Here is a 16,843-nt window from a genome sequence, read left to right as displayed (position 1 = left end):
TTTATTCCTCTACTATATTGAACTCAACTCTTCTATTTACTTTTGAATATCCACTTGGAGAGTTTTCTACAAGGGGAATATATTCTCCATATCCTCTTGCTTTTACTCTGTTTTTATCAAAGCCATATTCAATCATTTGTTTTTTTACTTCAACTGCTCTATTTACAGATACATTATAATTATATTTTTTAGAACCAGCTGCATCAGTATGTCCTGCAACTTCTATTTTAATATTTGGATAGTTATTTAAGATTTTAACAACTGTACTTATAGTTGTTAAGCCTTTTTGTGTAAGTTCATTACTAGATTTTTTAAAAACAACAGGATATTTTGTAACATAGTCTCTGATTCTTATTTGTAGTAGTTGACTATCAAGAGACATCTCTTCAATAGGTTTTTCTGCTCTTGTTCTTTTATATCTCTTATCTGTAGTTATTAAAGGAGTATCAGGTTTTTCAATAAAAATAGTATTTTCTTTTTCTTCTTTTTGTATTTTTATCTCTTCTTTTTTAGGTTTTTCTTTAACTGCAAGACTTTTATCTTTCTCTAAAGGTGGGACTATTTCTTCTTTCTTTTGAATACTCTCTTCCTTTAGCATAGGTGTTGTTGTAATAGGTTCTTCAAAAGCTTCAGGATATACTTTCTTGTGTAAGGAGTCTAAATGAGTAGTTACACATAAAATAATTAGTAATATAAGAAATAAAATTAAAAAAAATATTTTTTTACCTGGACTCATACTCTATCTTTGTGGAAAATTTAGTTATTTTATCTTATTTTTAATCAAAAGTATTTGAAACATATCCATAAATTACTTATTTCTATAAATTATTATTTAATTTTAAAGTTATATTCTTAAGATTTATCTTCTTTTTTCTTTAGTTTAAAAGTGAAACTTGTTCCTTCTCCTTCTTTAGATTCTACATTAATTTTTATTCCGTATGTTTTACAAATATGATAAACAATACTTAATCCTACCCCAAAACCACCTTGTTCTTTTGTTGCTCTATAGTATCTTTTAAAAATATCTTTTAATCTATCTTTTTTTATTCCAATACCTGTATCTTTCACTGTTAAAATATAGTCTTTTAGTTCTACAGAAATAGTTCCATTTATTTTATTATATTTGATAGCATTTGAAACAACATTATTGAACATACGAATAAAACTCTCTTTATCTATTTTATAAATAGTTTTCTCTAATTCTGAATTAATAGTTAGTTTCTTTTTATTTGCAAAAGCTTGGAAGTATTCAAGTTGTTCATTTATAACTTCATCTAAAGATATATTTCTAGGTTCGTGAATCTTTTTATTATCTTGTAAAAATAAATAAACTAAGTCTTTGTATATTTCTGAAATTCTTTTTGCACTTAAATTTATTCTTTGCATATTTTTTTCTGTCAAAGGTGCTCCTTTTCCTGTAGACATTAAAATAGCAGTAATAGGAGTATTTAATTCATGGGTTGTATCTTTTATAAAAGTATTTAACTTTCTTCTTTCATTGATAATTGGGTTAATAAACAAATTTGCTAAGTAGTATCCTATTAAACTTAAGAGAGAAAAAATTAAAACAAAATAAAAAACAATATCTTCAAGTAATTCTTTTCTAATCTTTATGAAACTATTTTCTTGAATGGCAATGTGGTATACGCCAAGGTGACCTTTTGGAGTACTATCTACTAAGATGTAACTACCTTTTATCCTTTGAATAGGTTCTTTTGTATTTACCTCTTCTTGAATGTTCCCTGCAATTTTATTATGATTTATGTCATATAAAGCATATTTATATTGAATACTATCAGATATTTTGGAAGTATCAATAGATAAACCAGACATATCTGCATATATAATATTTGCTGAAATCTTAGAAGCAATATTTTGCATATTTGAAGAAACTAAGTCATAATAAAGTTTATATTCAATTTTATAAAACTGCCAAAAAATTATAGTAAGAAGAATAAAAGAAGAACCTAAATAAAGTCCTAAAAATCTAAGAAAAGTGATTCTCTCATTTCTTGTTAAATCTATAACCTACTCCTTTTATTGTTTCTATATAATCTTCTCCTACTATTTTTCTTATATTTTTTATATAAGTTCTTATCGTAGAAGAAGTTGGTGCTGACTCATATGACCAGATATTCGAAGATAATTCATCTTGCGAAACACACCTATTTGTATTTTTTAAAAGGTACTTTAAAACTTGTGCTTCTTTTAATGGAAGTTTTGTTTTTATTCCTTCATAGTTAATATAATTTAATTTAGTGTTAAATTTAATTTTTTCATCAATAGCTAGTTCATCTGTATCTAAATGAAGTAGCCTTTTTATATTGTTTATTCTTAATTCTAATTCTTTTAATTCAAAAGGTTTTTTCAAATAATCATCAGCCCCTGCATTAAAACCTTCTTCTATATCTTCAATAGAGTTTAATGATGTTATAAAAATTGCAGGTGTGGTAATTGATTCTTCTCTTAAACTTTTTAAAAAGTCAAAACCAGTTATTGTTGGAACATTTACGTCTAAAATTAGTAAGTCAAATTGTTCATCATATATAGTCTCACTTGCTTTCATCCCATCATAAACACAAGTTACAGTATAACCTAGACCTTCTAAAAATTCTTCAATTATTTCATTTAGTATTAAATCATCTTCAAGTAGTAGTATTTTCATAAATTGAAGTATAACATAGAATAAAAAAATAAATCTACACAGGTTCTACACAATAACTTTACAAAACTTTATTAAAATTTTAATATCACAAAAAAAAGGAGTAAAGAATGAAAACTTTATTAAAACTATTTGCAGCAGGACTACTTTCAGTTGGCTTAGCAAATGCAACACCACATTCAATAGACAAAGGGCACTCAGATGTAGGTTTTTCTGTAAAGCATTTAATGATTACAAATGTAAAAGGAAAGTTTAGTGATTATGATGCAAAAATAGATTTTGATTATAAAAATAAGACTTTTAATGCTTTAGAAGCAACAATAAAAGCAACATCAATTAATACAGGAATTGAAAAAAGAGATAATCACCTAAGAAGTGATGACTTTTTTGCAGCAGATAAATTCCCTGAAATCACTTTTAAAATGAAATCTTATAAGGCTGATGGTGATGAAGGAGTAATGACTGGCGATTTAACAATGAGAGGTGTAACAAAAGAAGTTAAGCTAGAAGTTGATGATATTGCAACAGTAAAAGATTTTAAAGGGAATAATAGAGTAGGTTTCACTTTAGAAGGTGAAGTAAATAGAATGGATTATGGACTTAAATGGAACAAAGCTTTAGAATTTGGTGGAGTTGCTGTAAGTGAGAATGTAAAACTTATTATTGAGGTTTCAGCAGTAGAAAAATAGTTTGATTTTTTTAAATTATTTTAAAAGTAAATAAATAGAATATAAATACAAAAAAAGGATATGAATGAAAAAAAATACAAAAATAAAATTAGCAGGTGTTTTACTTGGGGCAGCACTATCTAGTACAGGTGCATACGCAGGAAATGGTTCTTGTGGTGCTGGAAAGTGTGGTGGAGAAGCTAAAAAAGTAGAAAAAAAAGGTTCTTGTGGAGCTGGAAAATGCGGTGGCGATACTAAGAAAAAAGCTAATAAAGGTGAAATGTCAGGAAATGCAGGTAAAAAATCTGTAGCTTCTTGTGGAGCTGGGAAATGCGGTGCAAATGATAAAGCAAAAAAGAAAGTTGAAGGTTCTTGTGGCGCTGGAAAATGTGGATGAAATGGTGAAGATAGTTAAATGATAAATTTAAAAGGCTGTGGTTTAGGTTTAAGAAGTGATTTTTTATTAGATATCTCTTCAAGTGATTTTCAACCAGATTGGTGGGAAGTCACTCCTGAAAATTGGATGCATATGCCAAGAATCTATGAAAAAGCCTTTGAGGAAGCTGTTTTTTCTAGACCTACCGTTGCTCATGGTTTATCTTTATCTATAGGTTCTGTTGATGGACTAAATAAAAAGTTCATCAAACAGATAAAAAACTTTTTAGATAGATATAAAATAGAATATTATTCTGAACATCTTTCTTTCTCTTCTTTACATGGAAAACAATCTTATGAATTATTACCTGTGCCTATGACTAAAAAAATGGTTGAAATAATTAGTGATAGAGTAAAAGAAGTTGAGGATATTATTCAAAGAAACTTGATACTTGAAAATGCTACATATTATTATGTCCCTTATTCAGAGATGAGAGAAGTTGATTTTATAAATGAAGTCTTAGAAAAATCTGGAGCAAAAATGCTTTTAGATGTGAATAATGTCTTTGTAAACTCTGTAAACCACTCTTTTAAAGCAAGAAAATTTATAGATGAAATAGATAAAAGCAAAGTTGCTTATATGCATATGGCAGGGCATTATAGTGATGAAGAATTAGGTTTAAAAATTGATTCTCATGGTATGCCTATTTGTTCAGGAGTCTGGAAACTTTTAGAATATACATTAAAACAAATACAAGCTCCTGTTATGATAGAAAGGGATAATAATATTCCTCCTTTAAGTGAACTTGAGCAAGAATATATTCAAATGAGTGATATAGTAAAAAGAGTTCAAAATGTCTGAAAAAATTTTAGAAAAAGATATTGAACAGAGATTTTTTGATAATTTATTATCTCAAAATGAAGAAGTTGCTAATTCAGCAGTTGCTGTTTATCAAAAACTTGTATATCAAAGATATTATGAAGTTATACAAAATAGTTTTCCTCTTTATATTGAACTAATTGATGAAAAAGATTTAGAAAAAACAATAAAAGCTTTTATGAAAGATACTCCTGAAACACCTTTTGTATGGCAAATACCAAATGACTATCGAAAGTTTGTAAAAAAGAATAAATTCTTCCATGATAAAAAATATATTTATGAACTTTTATTTTATGATTGGATAGAAATAGAACTTTATATGAAAGAGTATAAAGAGAAGAAACAAAAGAAATTCTCTTATAAAAATAGTTATAAATTAAGTCAAAGTGCAAGAATTAAAAAATTCAAATATGATTTGATAAATAAAGAGTGTGAAAGAAAAAGAGAAAACTATTTAGTGATTTATTATGATTTTGAGACAAATGATGTTATTTATAGAGAAATAAACCCTATAATCTACTATTTACTAAAAAACTTAAATAAAAAACAAAACCTATCATCACTTCTAAAAAAGCTTTGTAAAGAGAATGAAATAGATTTTAAAGAAGCAAAAAAACTTTTAAAAGAACCCTTAACTCACTTATTAAGTAAAAGAGTCTTTTAAAGTTCTTATCTTTTTAAGATTTTACATTTTACTAAATTTATTTAATCTTTTTTAACATGAAGTTTCAATAAGTTTTGCGTATAAAAATATGTAAAAATAGCTGCGCTATAAATCATAAATAAAACTCCAACCCAAAGATAAATGTACTCCAAAGCAAACCAAATAACGAGTACATATGCAATAGCATATTTAGCAATAATTTGTCTATATAAAGCTATGTATAAAATCATTTTAGGTTTTTTTATTCCTTGTAAAATTGATACACAAACAAATAACACAACATACGCATAGAAAATTAAAACTTCGACTACTAAATAGTCATATCCAAAACCAATTACAATAGGGTCTGAATCAAACTGAGAAATTATAGTTTTCCCAAAAATATATAAAAAAACTATCCCAAATGTTGCTATTATAAAACCATATTTTAAAGCTGTGTTTACTGTTTCTTGTACTCTGTCATATTTTTTTGCTCCATAATTATTTGAAACAAGAGCCAATACAGCGGAACTAAGTCCAAGAGCAGGCAATAGCATAATCTGTTCAACTCTAAAACCTATTCCGTATCCTGCAACTGCTTTTACTCCATATAAAGAAACAAAATACATTAAAATAAGTGAACCAATAGACATAATAAGCATATTCATAGAAGAAGGGATACCTTGACTTATCATTTCTTTATATATCTTTTTATGAGGAAAAAAATAGTTAATCTTTTCAAAGTGAACTAGTTTTGTTTCCATAACTTTTTTTAGTAAATATAAAGCATTGATTATTTGTATTAAAACAGTTGAAAGGGCAATTCCTTTTAATCCCATTGCAGGAATAAATAAAAATCCATAAATAAATAAAGGATTTAAAATCAAGTTTGCAAAAAAACCAAATATTAAAGTATTTCTATAAGACTTTGTATCTCCCCTTGATACAAGTATTGCATTTAAGGCAAAGTTTGTCATAAAAAATATTGTTCCAGCTAAAATTATATTTATATAATCCAAAGCCATATTCATATATTCGCCACTTGCTCCAAGTAGCTTAAATAAATATGGAGACATTATAAAACCAACTATGGTTAAAACAACTGCCACTAGCTGCATAAAAAATATTCCTTTATGGGCATAAAGTGAAGCTAAAAATCTTTTAGATTTTCCACTGGCATTTCCTATCAAAGCTGTGATTGCAGAAGAAAAACCATAACCTAGACCTATAATCGTAAAAAATATCATAAATGATAAAGAAAGTGCAGAAATAGCTTGTGTGGAAATAAGTCCAGCATAAAAAGTATCTACAACATTGTACATGGTGTTAAAAAACATACCAGTACTTGCGGGAATAGTGATTTGTTTTAATAATGTTGGAATATCATCATTAAGTAAATGTGAATTTGTTTTCAATTTGTTTGAGTCTTTTCTTTTATTTTTTTAAAGGCTTCTTCAAGTTTTTTTATTCTTTCTTCAACTTTTTTAACAGAAGCATCAAGAGTAAAACCTTCATCAAGGAGTTCTTTTATAAGAAGTATTTTTTTTATATTTAAATAATCAAATTTTCTAGTACCACCTTCTTTTTGGCAAGAAGATATTATTATCCCTTTATCTTCCCAGTATCTTAACTTTCTTTGTGGTATTCCAGTAACCTCTGAAACATCACCAATACTTACTAATAATTGAGAAACAAGTTTTGGGTCAAATAATTGTTCTATCATTTCATTCCTTTAGTAAGTTAGAATACAATAATTGTAATTAATTTACAATTAAGGATACTAATGTAAGAATTAACCTTCAAATATTGTAATTAATCTACAAATAAGGAAAATAAATGGCAAAAATATTTTTAATTTGCTTAGTAATACTAAACTTATATGCAAAAGAAGGAGAAAAAATGAAGAAAATTTCATTAGAAAAAAGTGCTTTAGTTTTGATTGAATACCAAAATGAGTGGTTAAAGGAAGGAACAAAGTTATCTAATATGATGAAAGACAAAAAACAATTTAGAAACTCAATTGATAATTCTAAAAAAGTTCTATCTTATGCTACAAATGTATGTGTTGATTCAACTATGCGAGAAGCTCACGATAAAGGTTATAATACAACTATTATTTCTGATGCTACAAGCTCTTTTACAAAAGAGGAGCAGGAATGTTTTTTTAGATATATTGTCCATCATTTTGCAAATGAAATAACAACAAAAAAGTTTTTGTCCTTGAAAGCTAAAGTAAATAAAAAGAAAATAGTTCAAAATTTTTTGAGCATTTAAATAAGTATTACAAAACTCTTGATTTTAGAATTGAAAGTTTAGGTGAAAATGAAAATAGTGTTTTTGTAAAAGGTTATTTAAAATATGAAATTAAAAAGAATAAAAAGAATTATGAAACAGATTGGATGGCATTAATTGACTTTGAAGAAGGGAAAATTAAAAGATATCAGTTTTTTAAAGACACAGCTTTATTGGAATATAAATTTAGTAAGAAATAGAAGCAGTTTATGCTTCTATTCTAATCATTGCAGGTTTTTCTGTTACTACACTTGCATCTTCTAATGCTTTAAGTGCATCATTTATATTTTTTTCAATACAAGTATGTGTTGAAAGTAGTAAGTGAGCTGCCTTATCTTTTAATGGTTTTTGAATCATTTTTTCAATAGAAATATTTTTATCAGCAAAAATAGTAGACACTTTTGATAGAACACCAGCTTTGTCTTCTACTTTAAGTCTTAAGTAATATTTTGTTTGAATCTCATCTTTTGGCATTAATGTTAAATTTTCTCCATGTGAAGATTCAAAACCTAACATTGGAGAACCTTTACCACGTCTAGCTATATCTACAATATTTGCAATTACAGCACTTGCTGTTGCATTTCCTCCTGCTCCTGGACCATAGTACATAGTTTCTCCAACTTTATCTCCAATTACAGAAACTCCATTCATTACTCCATCAACTTTTGCAATCATTTCATCATTTGGAATTAAAACAGGATGAACTCTTAATTCAATTTTACTTCCAACTTTTTTTGCAATTGTTAAAAGTTTAATTGAGTAGTTAAATTCATTTGCAAAATCTATATCTGCAGGTGTAATATTTTCAATACCTTCAATTAAAATATCTTCAGGTTTTGCATCGATTCCATAAGCAATCGAGCCTAAAATAAGAAGTTTATGGGCTGCATCAAAACCACCAACATCAAATGTTGGGTCTGCTTCTGCATAACCTAAATCTTGTGACTCTTTTAAAATAGTATCGTAATCTACACCTTCATTTATCATTTTTGTAAGCATATAGTTACAAGTACCATTCATAATACCTCTGATTGATTCAATATGGTTTGCCGTTAAACCATCTCTTAAGGCATTAATAATTGGAATACCACCAGCAACTGCTGCTTCATATTCAAAAGGAGTATCTCCTGCTAAATCTTGTAGTTCATATCTATGATAAGCAAGAAGAGCTTTATTTGCAGTAACCACAGCTTTACCTTTTGCAAGTGCTTTTTTTACTACTTCATATGGCTTTTCTATTCCACCCATTAGTTCTACAACAATATCAATTGAATCATCATTTAAAACATCATCAACATTATCTGTTAATTTTATTGATACATCTCTTTGTTTATTTAAGTTATTAACTACACCTATTACAGGTTCTAATTCAACTCCTGCTCTTGCAGTAATTATATCTTTATTGTCTTTTAGTATATTTGCAACACTAGCACCAACTGTACCGACACCAATAATTCCTATTTTCATTAAACCGTCCTATTATAAAGTATTTAAATATTTTTTTATATTTCTTGCAGCTTGTCTGATTCTTTTTTCATTTTCAATTAGGGCAATTCTTACATAACCTTCCCCATAATTACCAAATCCAATACCAGGACTTACAGCTACTTTTGCTTCTGTAAGAAGCTGTTTTGAGAATTCCATACTTCCAAGATGTCTTGCTTTTTCAGGAATCTTTGCCCAAATAAACATTGAAGCATCAGGGATACTCATTTCCCAACCAGCATCTTTAAATGCTTCAATCATAACATCTCTTCTTTTTCTATATTTTTCTGTATGCTCTGCAACACACTCTTGTGGTCCATCAAGTGCTACTGTTGCAGCAACTTGAATAGGTGTAAACATTCCATAATCAAGCCAAGATTTGATTCTTTTTAATGCTCCAATTAGTCTTTCATTTCCTACCATAAAACCAACTCTCCATCCTGCCATATTATATGATTTCGAAAGTGTGAAAGATTCAACAGCTACATCAAGTGCACCTTCTGCTTGGAAAATTGAAGGAGTTGTATAACCATCAAATGTAATATCTGCATAAGCAATATCAGAGATAATATAAAATCTCTCTTTTTTTGCTAAATCAACAAGTCTTTGGTAAAATTCTGGTCTTATTGTTGCACAAGATGGATTGTGAGGAAAGTTCACAAGAACATATTTTACTTTTGGAATTGACTCATTTAAAGTCTTTTGTAGTCTTTCAAAGAAAAGTTCTTCATCTACTTTAAAATTTTCTTCATTGAAAGGAAGCTCAAAGTTATGAATTGCCGCACCTGCAAGCATAAAAGCATATGAATGAATTGGATAAGTTGGATCTGGAACAACAGCTACATCACCTACATTTACCACTGCCTGAACAAGATGAACATAACCTTCTTTTGAACCCATTGTTGCACACGCATGTTTATTTGGATCTAGGTAATCAACTCCATATTTTCTTTTATACCAGTTACAAATAGCAAGTCTTAATTTATAAATACCTGCACTTGCACTATAGCCATGGTTTTTAGGTTTATCTGCTGTTTCTTTTAGTTTATCAACAATATGTTGTGGTGCTGGTCCATCTGGATTACCCATTGAAAAATCTATAATATCTTCACCAGCTCTTCTTGCTTCCATTTTTATATTATTAACTTCTGCAAATACGTAGTTTGGAAGTCTTCTCATTCTCTCAAATTCTATCTCTGGAAACATTTTATTTCTCCTTAATTATTACACTTAATCCTCGCTTGATATTAGCAAGGGTAAAAAGATCATCAACTTTTATATATTTTGTATATTGTGGTATTTCCACTTCAAGTTTTTGATGTCTTTGTTCTTTTTTTACAACATCTAAAATTTTTAGATGTCTATCATAAAATACAATATGCGGAAACCATCTATTGCCATATTTTGAATTTATTAATATTTTGTTTGCATTTGAAACTTTAAAAACATATGGTCTTAATGGTTTTTTCAAATCAATTTTTTCATTTACTAAAATTTCTTTAGCATCATAAATAGTTGAGAAAGATGTATCAATATCATATACCCAACTGATTAACCCCTCTTTTTTGATATCTATTAGTTTACAATTATATTTTTCAAACTCTTTTGATAACATAAGAGGGTCGATGGCGGCTTCTGTTTTTAGTGTGATTATCCATTGTAGATAACCTTCTTTAGTATATAAAAGTTTTTTTGTAAAATAGTGATAGTATCCCAGTGATTTTAATGAGTCTGCTAATATTTTTAAAGATTTAATAGGGTCTGAATTAATATTAAATGTTATATTTATATCTTGTGGTTTTGAAAAAGATAAATGAAGTAGTCCATTTTCTTGAAGTTTAGAAAGAAGTTCAATGTATTGTACTCTTCCATTTACATCATAAAAAGAGTTCTTCTTAGAAAATACATAGTTTATTAGACCTTTGTTTTCTATAAACTTATTATTCCCAATTATGTTAATAATTCTTTCACTTAAATCATTAGCATTTAAAACAATAGAACATATAAAGATTAGTAAAAGTTTTTTCATAGTTTTCTCTTATTTCATTAAATTATAAATTAATATTCCACCTGCTACTGAAACATTTAAAGAATCAAAGTTGTTAGCCATTTCAATAGATATTTTTTTGTCAAGTTTTTTAATAACTTTATTTGAAAGACCAAAGCCTTCACTTCCTAGAAATAAAGCAGTCTTTTCATTTTGGTTTTTAAACTCTTTTAGGTTTTCTCCATCCATAGAAGCTCCCATAAGTGTAAAGTTGTTTTGTTTTAATTCATTTATTACATCTAAAATATTTGGTATTTGGCAAAATTGAATATCAAATAAAGCACCACTACTTGTTCTTGCAATGCCTTCATAGTTCAGTTGTTTTACATTTGAAGCAATGATTGCATCAACACCTAGTGAATAAGCAGTTCTACAAATAGCTCCAATATTCCCTACATCTGTAAGTCCATCAAGTATTACAATAAAGGTAGAGTCTTTTATTGCTTTTAGATTAGTTGTTTCAAACTCCTTAAGTTTTAGAAAAAAACCTTGATGGTTTCCTCCTTTTGCCATAGCTTGTGCTTTTTTATTATCTAACTTGATAATCTTTTTATCTAAGCTTGCAAATTTTTTAAAAAGTTTTGGTTCTAATTCTTTTGAAAACATTACTTCTTCGATAAGAGAAGGATATTTCTCTAGTACATAAAGTACTACTTGTTTGCCATATATAATCATGGCTAGATTTTATCTAAAAGTTGTTGATAATTCACTTTCAAAGAGAAATATTGTTTCAAGTACTTGTACAAGATATATTCACGCTATATTCTTCTGCTACTATTTGAAAATGCAATACAGTAAAAAGGGTTTCTTATGCAATACATAAAAACTGTAAATACAGATGAGTTAAAAATAGATGAATCTTTTATAAAAGATTTGTATTTTGATGAAAAAGCACCAATCTTTGTATTAGGTTATATTTCTCCACATCTAAATTTTAATACTATTTCACAAAAAATAAAATCTTTATTTCCAAGTAGTACTAAAGTTATTTTACTAACTACAGCTGGAGAACTTTGCACTTTTGATATTAATCAAAAAAGAGATTTATTGTATAACGATGCTAGTTCAACTTGGAATAATATTGTTTTACAATCTTTTTCAAGTGAAATAATTGAAAGTGTTGAAATTATATCTGTACCACTTTTTAGTGAGGATTTAAATTCATCTAATATGAATCATTCACAAAGAGTTGAACGAATTGCTCAAGAGTTAAATAGAGTCAATATAAATACAAAAATTAATCATGAAAATACTTTTGCCTTGACTTTAATTGATGGTTTGTCAAATAGTGAGAGTTTTTTTACAGAAGCTGTTTACAAAAGTGGGAAATTACCATGCCTAATTGTTGGTGGTTCTGCAGGAGGTAAACTTGATTTCAAAGAAACTTATATTTTCAACAATGACCAAGCTGTAAGGCATAAAGCTGTTGTTTCATTGATAAAGTTAAAAGATGGGATAAAATACGGGGTTTTCAAATCTCAAAGTTGTGAAGAAACAAATGCCTCATATCTAATAGCTGAAGCTGATGTTTTAAAAAGAACTGTATCAAGTGTATTGAATAAATCAACAAATGAAATTGTCAACTTTTTAGATGTCCTTTGTCATCAGTTAAGATGCTCCTTAGAAGAGTTAGCAAATACACTTAAAGATTATACTTTTGCTATAAAAATTGATAAGGATATTTATATTAGATCAGTGGCAAATGTAGATATTGAAAATAAAAATATAGCATTTTTCTGTGATATCTCCTTTGGAGATATTTTATATTTGGTAAGAAATAAAAACTTTTTAGAACAAACAGAAATCGATTATAGAAGATTTGCTTCTGAAAAAAAAGTTCAACCTTTGGGTGCTATTTTTAATGATTGTATATTAAGAAGGTTATTAAATCAAAACCATTTAAATTCATTAAAAACTTTTAATGAGTTCCCTGTTGCAGGGTTTTCGACTTTTGGAGAACTTTTAGGTATAAATATCAATCAAACTCTTACCGCAATATTCTTTTACAAAGTTGAAAATGAAAATGATTTTAGAGATGAGTTTGTTGATGGTTTTGTTAGAAAATATGCTCAGTATTCATCATACTATGAGAAAAAAGAGATTTATCAACTTGAATTAATGGCAAGAGTAAGAACAGCTGTAATTAATACTTTAAGAGAAGCTTTTCCTTTGGTACAAGATATGATAAGTATCATTAATGATGTATATGAGAATACACAAAAAGGAAATGTAATTATTGATGAGTTAAATCAAAAATTTGATATTTTTACAAATGAAGTTATGGGAAATGTAGAAACAAATACTAATCTTGTAGAAAATATGAGAAGACTAACAAATAATGCCGATGAGATTAAAAAAGTATTGTCATCAATATCTGATATTGCAATACAAACAAATCTTTTAGCACTAAATGCTGCGATTGAAGCCTCAAGGGCAGGTGAATATGGAAAAGGTTTTAAAGTCGTTGCCGATGAGGTAAAAAAACTTGCAAAAAGAACTCAAGATGGTTTAAAATCAAGTAATACTTCAGTAGATTTAACAGTAAATTCTATTAAAGATACAGCAAAAATGATAGATGATTCAAGTTCTTCATTAAAATCTATTTCAGATAATACAGGAGTTATAAGTGATTCATTTGATAAAATAAAACAAAGTACAAGAGATACAAACTCTTTTATTGCTAATAAAAAAGATAGTTTTGATATGTTATCTGAAAGTATACTTCAAATTGATAAGGTTCAAAAAAGTTTAGAAAGATTGGAAAGATTTAGGTAAGAAGGTAGATCTTCTTATCTTAAATTACTATAAACCTCTTTTACACTTTTACCTGTCATCTTTGCAAGAAGTTTTGCTTTAATTTTTGGAGCAATATCAAGTTTTTCTATATCTTCTATATCAAGATTAGTTCCAGTTGTTTTAGTAGGTTCTATAATAATTACCCATTCACCTCTAATATTCTCTTTAGTAAATTTTTCATACATATTTAAAGCAGAATCTTTATAGGTTTTTTGATGAAGTTTTGTTATCTCTTTTGCTAAAAAGATAGTTCTACTCTCATCAATATTTTTTATCTCTTCTATAGTTTTTAAAAGTCTATGGGGAGATTCATAAAGAATCGATAAAGTAGGGCTTTGCATTACCTTTGTTAGTTTTTCTTTTCGCTCTTTTCCCTTATGAGCTAAAAAACCAAAAAAAGTAAATTCTGTATTTAAGAAACCGCTCATTGCAAAAGCTGTTAAAACTGCATTTGCTCCTGGAAGTACATCATATTCTAAATTATTGTTAATACAGTATTGTACAAGTGTAGCTCCTGGGTCTGAAACACAAGGCATACCAGCATCACTCATATAAACAATATTTTTATTGAAATCTTCAGGTGTTAATGTTTTTAAAACTTGATTTTCATTGTGTGAATGGAAAGATTTGAAATCTTTGCAGTTAAACTCTAAGTTTTCTCTTTCACTTAGAAGTTGAAGAAGTTTTTTTGTGACTCTTGTATCTTCACAAAAAATTAGTTCCGCCTCCATAAGAGCATTTAATGCTCTTTTAGAAATATCATCAAGATTTCCTATTGGAGTTGGAACTAAAGTAAGCAATTTATAGCAACAATTATTTTTGTGCGTATTTAGCTTTGAATTTCTCTACTCTACCAGCAGCATCAACAATTTTTTGCTCACCAGTAAAGAATGGGTGAGAGTCTGAAGAAATCTCAACATTGATAACGAAGTGCTCAACACCATCAATTTCTTTAGTTTTATCTGAAGTTAATGTAGAAATAGTAACGAATTCTTTACCTGTTGATACGTCAACAAATACTACTGGATTAACTTTTGGATGTATATCTTTTCTCACTTTATTTTCCTTAATTTGACTAATGTTTAATAAAAGGTCGAGTCTTTTGCCGCCCTTTAGTAAACTCTTTAAAATGAAGATGGATTATATCGAAAAATACTTAAGAATATCTGAATTTAAGTTTTCTATAATATTTGAAGTCTTTTCTTTGAATTGACCTTTATTAAAAGTATTTTGGCGTTTTGCTAATTTTGAAGTATTTAATGAAATTTTTTCTTCAAGTTCTTTTTTTGTAATCTTGCCATCAAGATATTCTAAGGTTTCTATTATTCCAATTGAAGCCATACAGTTAGGAGTTCTTCTATATTTGTTTTCTAAATAGATTACTTCATCAATGATTCCTTCATTTATCATTTGTGAGGTTCTTAGTTTAATTCTATTTTTTAATTCTTCTCTTTCCCAAATAATTTCAAAAACTTTTAAGTCTTTGGCAAGAGGAATTTTAGGATTTTTTTCAAAGTATTCACTAGGAATTAGCTTTGATTGTTTATAAATAGAGTAGGCTTTTTCTATTCTATATTTATCATTTGGAGCAATTTTTTCCATATATTTTTTATCTAAAGAATATAAAAGTTCATAGGCTTCTTTTAGGGGTATATCAAGTTTTATATCTTTGTTTACACCTGTTGATAAACCTTCAATCAAAGCTTTTAAATAAAAACCAGTTCCTCCAACAATAATAAGGTTTTTGTCATTCTCTTTTGCAAAATTTTTAGCTTTTTTGTAACACTCAAAAAATTCTATTACATCAAACTTTTCATTTGGGTAGACTTCATCTATTCCAAAATGAACAATATCTCCTCTTTCTTCTTTTGTAGGTTTTGCAGAGGCAATATCAATCTCTTTATAGACAGATAAAGAATCAAGGGATAAGATAATAGAGTTTGTTTTTTTAGCTATATCTAATGATAATCCTGTTTTCCCAGAGGCAGTTGAGCCAATAATTGCAATTTCTTTCATAAAAAGATTTTATCAAAAGAAGACTAAATTATATTTTGATATAATCCCAAAATGAATAAAATAAAAAAACTTTTAAATGATTTTAATGAACTAGTAATGTTCAAACACTCAATTTTTTCATTGCCTTTTATATTTATTGCAATGATAGTTGCTTCTGTTGAAACAAATAACTCTGCTTGGTTTGGTTTTAAACTTTTAGTTCTTGGTATATTAGCTGCAATTACTGCAAGAAATTTTGCAATGGGATTTAATAGATATATGGATAGAGATATTGATGCTTTAAATCCAAGAACTATAAATAGACCAAATGTTGATGGAAGAGTAAGTCCAATGGCAATGTTGATTTTTAACATTGCAAATGCTTTGGGATTTATAGTAGTTGCATATTTTGTAAATGATTTAGCTTTTTATTTATCAGTTCCTATTCTAATAATTATTGGCTCATATTCATACTTTAAAAGATTTTCATATTTAGCCCATGTGATTTTAGGAATTTCCTTAGCTCTTGCACCTATTGCAGGAGTTGTTGCAGTTAGCGAAACGATTACTTTATGGTCAGTTTTATTAAGTTTAGGTGTTATGTTTTGGGTTGCTGGTTTTGACCTTTTATACTCATTACAAGATATGGAAGTAGATAAAAAACTTGGGCTTCATTCAATTCCTAGTAAATTTGGTGCAAAAAATACTATGCTTATTTCTAGAGTTTTTCACTTTCTAACAGTTAGTTTTTGGCTTTTATTTGCAATAAATTCAAATAGTGGGATATTTACTTATCTAGCAGTTCTAGCAGGGGCTATTATGCTTTCTTATGAACACTATTTAGTAAATAAAGATTTTACAAAAATTGATAAAGCATTTTTTACTGTAAATGGTTACCTTGGTATTGTATTTTTCTTTTTAGTTTTATTTGATGCTATTATAAAATAATTTTAATCCATATTTGAATATAATCCCGTAGTTTTAAATTTTAGGACAATTT

General features: G+C 27.7%; 20 protein-coding genes. 8 read left to right on the top strand and 12 right to left on the bottom strand.

What is annotated here, in order from left to right:
* Nucleotide 1: 1 nt before the first annotated feature.
* The 3 genes from CP965_RS08810 to CP965_RS08800 form a co-directional block, all read right to left on the bottom strand.
* Nucleotides 2–736: an OmpA family protein gene (locus CP965_RS08810; RefSeq protein ID WP_129061723.1), complete on the bottom strand. Its 735-nt coding sequence runs from the start codon at nucleotides 734–736 to the stop codon at nucleotides 2–4.
* Between the two features lie 116 nt (nucleotides 737–852).
* A complete protein-coding gene (locus tag CP965_RS08805) occupies nucleotides 853–1,881 on the bottom strand; it encodes a sensor histidine kinase (RefSeq protein ID WP_206732281.1) in 1,029 nt (342 codons plus the stop codon).
* A gap of 124 nt (nucleotides 1,882–2,005) precedes the next feature.
* The gene (locus CP965_RS08800; protein ID WP_129061721.1) at nucleotides 2,006–2,665 is read right to left on the bottom strand and encodes a response regulator transcription factor; all 660 of its coding nucleotides are present in this window, start codon (nucleotides 2,663–2,665) and stop codon (nucleotides 2,006–2,008) included.
* A 107-nt stretch (nucleotides 2,666–2,772) separates the two neighbouring features.
* Here CP965_RS08800 and CP965_RS08795 point away from each other — a divergent pair, with 107 nt between their 5' ends.
* The 4 genes from CP965_RS08795 to CP965_RS08780 all read left to right on the top strand — a co-directional run bounded on the left by CP965_RS08795 (nucleotide 2,773) and on the right by CP965_RS08780 (nucleotide 5,249).
* On the top strand, nucleotides 2,773–3,351 hold the full coding sequence (locus CP965_RS08795) for a YceI family protein (protein WP_129061720.1): 579 nt from the start codon (nucleotides 2,773–2,775) through the stop codon (nucleotides 3,349–3,351).
* A 64-nt stretch (nucleotides 3,352–3,415) separates the two neighbouring features.
* A complete protein-coding gene (locus CP965_RS08790; protein ID WP_129061719.1) occupies nucleotides 3,416–3,727 on the top strand; it encodes an HvfA family oxazolone/thioamide-modified RiPP metallophore in 312 nt (103 codons plus the stop codon).
* 18 nt (nucleotides 3,728–3,745) lie between these two features.
* A complete protein-coding gene (locus CP965_RS08785) occupies nucleotides 3,746–4,567 on the top strand; it encodes a DUF692 domain-containing protein (protein ID WP_129061718.1) in 822 nt (273 codons plus the stop codon).
* Nucleotides 4,560–5,249 (top strand): HvfC family peptide modification chaperone, encoded by a 690-nt coding sequence (locus tag CP965_RS08780; RefSeq protein ID WP_129061717.1) that lies wholly within the window; start codon nucleotides 4,560–4,562, stop codon nucleotides 5,247–5,249. The genes CP965_RS08785 and CP965_RS08780 overlap by 8 nt, the downstream gene beginning before the upstream one ends.
* A gap of 41 nt (nucleotides 5,250–5,290) precedes the next feature.
* Here CP965_RS08780 and CP965_RS08775 read toward each other — a convergent pair whose 3' ends face one another.
* Complete coding sequence (locus CP965_RS08775) at nucleotides 5,291–6,643, bottom strand: MATE family efflux transporter (RefSeq protein WP_228712699.1); 1,353 nt, start codon at nucleotides 6,641–6,643, stop codon at nucleotides 5,291–5,293.
* On the bottom strand, nucleotides 6,640–6,951 hold the full coding sequence (locus CP965_RS08770; protein ID WP_129061716.1) for a MerR family transcriptional regulator: 312 nt from the start codon (nucleotides 6,949–6,951) through the stop codon (nucleotides 6,640–6,642). Before CP965_RS08770 ends, CP965_RS08775 begins: the two co-directional genes overlap by 4 nt.
* 113 nt (nucleotides 6,952–7,064) lie before the next feature.
* Here CP965_RS08770 and CP965_RS08765 point away from each other — a divergent pair, with 113 nt between their 5' ends.
* Together CP965_RS08765 and CP965_RS14480 are read left to right on the top strand one after the other, a co-directional pair.
* Nucleotides 7,065–7,502: an isochorismatase family protein gene (locus CP965_RS08765; RefSeq protein WP_206732280.1), complete on the top strand. Its 438-nt coding sequence runs from the start codon at nucleotides 7,065–7,067 to the stop codon at nucleotides 7,500–7,502.
* 29 nt (nucleotides 7,503–7,531) lie between these two features.
* Nucleotides 7,532–7,720, top strand: coding sequence for a nuclear transport factor 2 family protein (locus CP965_RS14480; protein ID WP_323807971.1), 189 nt, complete (start codon nucleotides 7,532–7,534; stop codon nucleotides 7,718–7,720).
* A gap of 7 nt (nucleotides 7,721–7,727) precedes the next feature.
* On the opposite strand, the gene CP965_RS08760 is transcribed toward CP965_RS14480, so the two are convergent.
* From CP965_RS08760 to rlmB, 4 genes are read right to left on the bottom strand one after another with little or no spacing between them, the layout of a single operon-like run.
* The gene (locus tag CP965_RS08760; protein ID WP_129061715.1) at nucleotides 7,728–8,987 is read right to left on the bottom strand and encodes a homoserine dehydrogenase; all 1,260 of its coding nucleotides are present in this window, start codon (nucleotides 8,985–8,987) and stop codon (nucleotides 7,728–7,730) included.
* Between the two features lie 12 nt (nucleotides 8,988–8,999).
* Nucleotides 9,000–10,211: an LL-diaminopimelate aminotransferase gene (locus CP965_RS08755; protein WP_129061714.1), complete on the bottom strand. Its 1,212-nt coding sequence runs from the start codon at nucleotides 10,209–10,211 to the stop codon at nucleotides 9,000–9,002.
* 1 nt (nucleotide 10,212) lies between these two features.
* Entirely contained in the window at nucleotides 10,213–11,034 is an 822-nt protein-coding gene (locus tag CP965_RS08750) for a hypothetical protein (RefSeq protein WP_129061713.1), read from the bottom strand.
* A 9-nt stretch (nucleotides 11,035–11,043) separates the two neighbouring features.
* Nucleotides 11,044–11,727, bottom strand: a complete 684-nt coding sequence (rlmB, locus tag CP965_RS08745; RefSeq protein WP_129061712.1) for a 23S rRNA (guanosine(2251)-2'-O)-methyltransferase RlmB — start codon at nucleotides 11,725–11,727, stop codon at nucleotides 11,044–11,046.
* 135 nt (nucleotides 11,728–11,862) lie between these two features.
* On the opposite strand from rlmB, the gene CP965_RS08740 reads away from it, so the two are divergent.
* On the top strand, nucleotides 11,863–13,827 hold the full coding sequence (locus CP965_RS08740; RefSeq protein WP_129061711.1) for a methyl-accepting chemotaxis protein: 1,965 nt from the start codon (nucleotides 11,863–11,865) through the stop codon (nucleotides 13,825–13,827).
* A 14-nt stretch (nucleotides 13,828–13,841) separates the two neighbouring features.
* On the opposite strand, the gene rsmI is transcribed toward CP965_RS08740, so the two are convergent.
* From rsmI to miaA, 3 genes are all read right to left on the bottom strand, one after another.
* The gene (gene rsmI / locus CP965_RS08735; RefSeq protein WP_129061710.1) at nucleotides 13,842–14,648 is read right to left on the bottom strand and encodes a 16S rRNA (cytidine(1402)-2'-O)-methyltransferase; all 807 of its coding nucleotides are present in this window, start codon (nucleotides 14,646–14,648) and stop codon (nucleotides 13,842–13,844) included.
* A 13-nt stretch (nucleotides 14,649–14,661) separates the two neighbouring features.
* Complete coding sequence (locus CP965_RS08730) at nucleotides 14,662–14,904, bottom strand: type B 50S ribosomal protein L31 (protein ID WP_128997302.1); 243 nt, start codon at nucleotides 14,902–14,904, stop codon at nucleotides 14,662–14,664.
* An 84-nt stretch (nucleotides 14,905–14,988) separates the two neighbouring features.
* Nucleotides 14,989–15,864 (bottom strand): tRNA (adenosine(37)-N6)-dimethylallyltransferase MiaA, encoded by an 876-nt coding sequence (miaA, locus tag CP965_RS08725; protein ID WP_129061709.1) that lies wholly within the window; start codon nucleotides 15,862–15,864, stop codon nucleotides 14,989–14,991.
* A gap of 51 nt (nucleotides 15,865–15,915) precedes the next feature.
* Between miaA and mqnP the strand changes: the two genes are divergently transcribed.
* Entirely contained in the window at nucleotides 15,916–16,791 is an 876-nt protein-coding gene (mqnP, locus tag CP965_RS08720) for a menaquinone biosynthesis prenyltransferase MqnP (protein WP_129061708.1), read from the top strand.
* Nucleotides 16,792–16,843: the final 52 nt, after the last annotated feature.

This window comes from Halarcobacter mediterraneus (assembly GCF_004116625.1).
GTDB classification, from domain to species: domain Bacteria; phylum Campylobacterota; class Campylobacteria; order Campylobacterales; family Arcobacteraceae; genus Halarcobacter; species Halarcobacter mediterraneus.
Note: the sequence above shows the minus strand (reverse complement) of the source record. Positions and strands in the feature narration are given on the sequence as shown.

Bases quoted from the DNA above. Each gene is read 5' to 3' on its own strand.
- CP965_RS08790 (WP_129061719.1), top strand. From the start codon at position 3,416: ATGAAAAAAAATACAAAAATAAAATTAGCAGGTGTTTTACTTGGGGCA.
- rlmB (WP_129061712.1), bottom strand. From the start codon at position 11,727: ATGATTATATATGGCAAACAAGTAGTACTTTATGTACTAGAGAAATAT.
- CP965_RS08765 (WP_206732280.1), top strand. From the start codon at position 7,065: ATGGCAAAAATATTTTTAATTTGCTTAGTAATACTAAACTTATATGCA.
- CP965_RS08760 (WP_129061715.1), bottom strand. From the start codon at position 8,987: ATGAAAATAGGAATTATTGGTGTCGGTACAGTTGGTGCTAGTGTTGCA.
- CP965_RS08755 (WP_129061714.1), bottom strand. From the start codon at position 10,211: ATGTTTCCAGAGATAGAATTTGAGAGAATGAGAAGACTTCCAAACTAC.
- CP965_RS08780 (WP_129061717.1), top strand. From the start codon at position 4,560: ATGTCTGAAAAAATTTTAGAAAAAGATATTGAACAGAGATTTTTTGAT.
- CP965_RS08770 (WP_129061716.1), bottom strand. From the start codon at position 6,951: ATGATAGAACAATTATTTGACCCAAAACTTGTTTCTCAATTATTAGTA.
- CP965_RS08785 (WP_129061718.1), top strand. From the start codon at position 3,746: ATGATAAATTTAAAAGGCTGTGGTTTAGGTTTAAGAAGTGATTTTTTA.
- CP965_RS08800 (WP_129061721.1), bottom strand. From the start codon at position 2,665: ATGAAAATACTACTACTTGAAGATGATTTAATACTAAATGAAATAATT.
- CP965_RS08810 (WP_129061723.1), bottom strand. From the start codon at position 736: ATGAGTCCAGGTAAAAAAATATTTTTTTTAATTTTATTTCTTATATTA.
- mqnP (WP_129061708.1), top strand. From the start codon at position 15,916: ATGAATAAAATAAAAAAACTTTTAAATGATTTTAATGAACTAGTAATG.
- CP965_RS08795 (WP_129061720.1), top strand. From the start codon at position 2,773: ATGAAAACTTTATTAAAACTATTTGCAGCAGGACTACTTTCAGTTGGC.
- CP965_RS08750 (WP_129061713.1), bottom strand. From the start codon at position 11,034: ATGAAAAAACTTTTACTAATCTTTATATGTTCTATTGTTTTAAATGCT.
- CP965_RS08740 (WP_129061711.1), top strand. From the start codon at position 11,863: ATGCAATACATAAAAACTGTAAATACAGATGAGTTAAAAATAGATGAA.
- miaA (WP_129061709.1), bottom strand. From the start codon at position 15,864: ATGAAAGAAATTGCAATTATTGGCTCAACTGCCTCTGGGAAAACAGGA.
- CP965_RS08805 (WP_206732281.1), bottom strand. From the start codon at position 1,881: ATGCAAAATATTGCTTCTAAGATTTCAGCAAATATTATATATGCAGAT.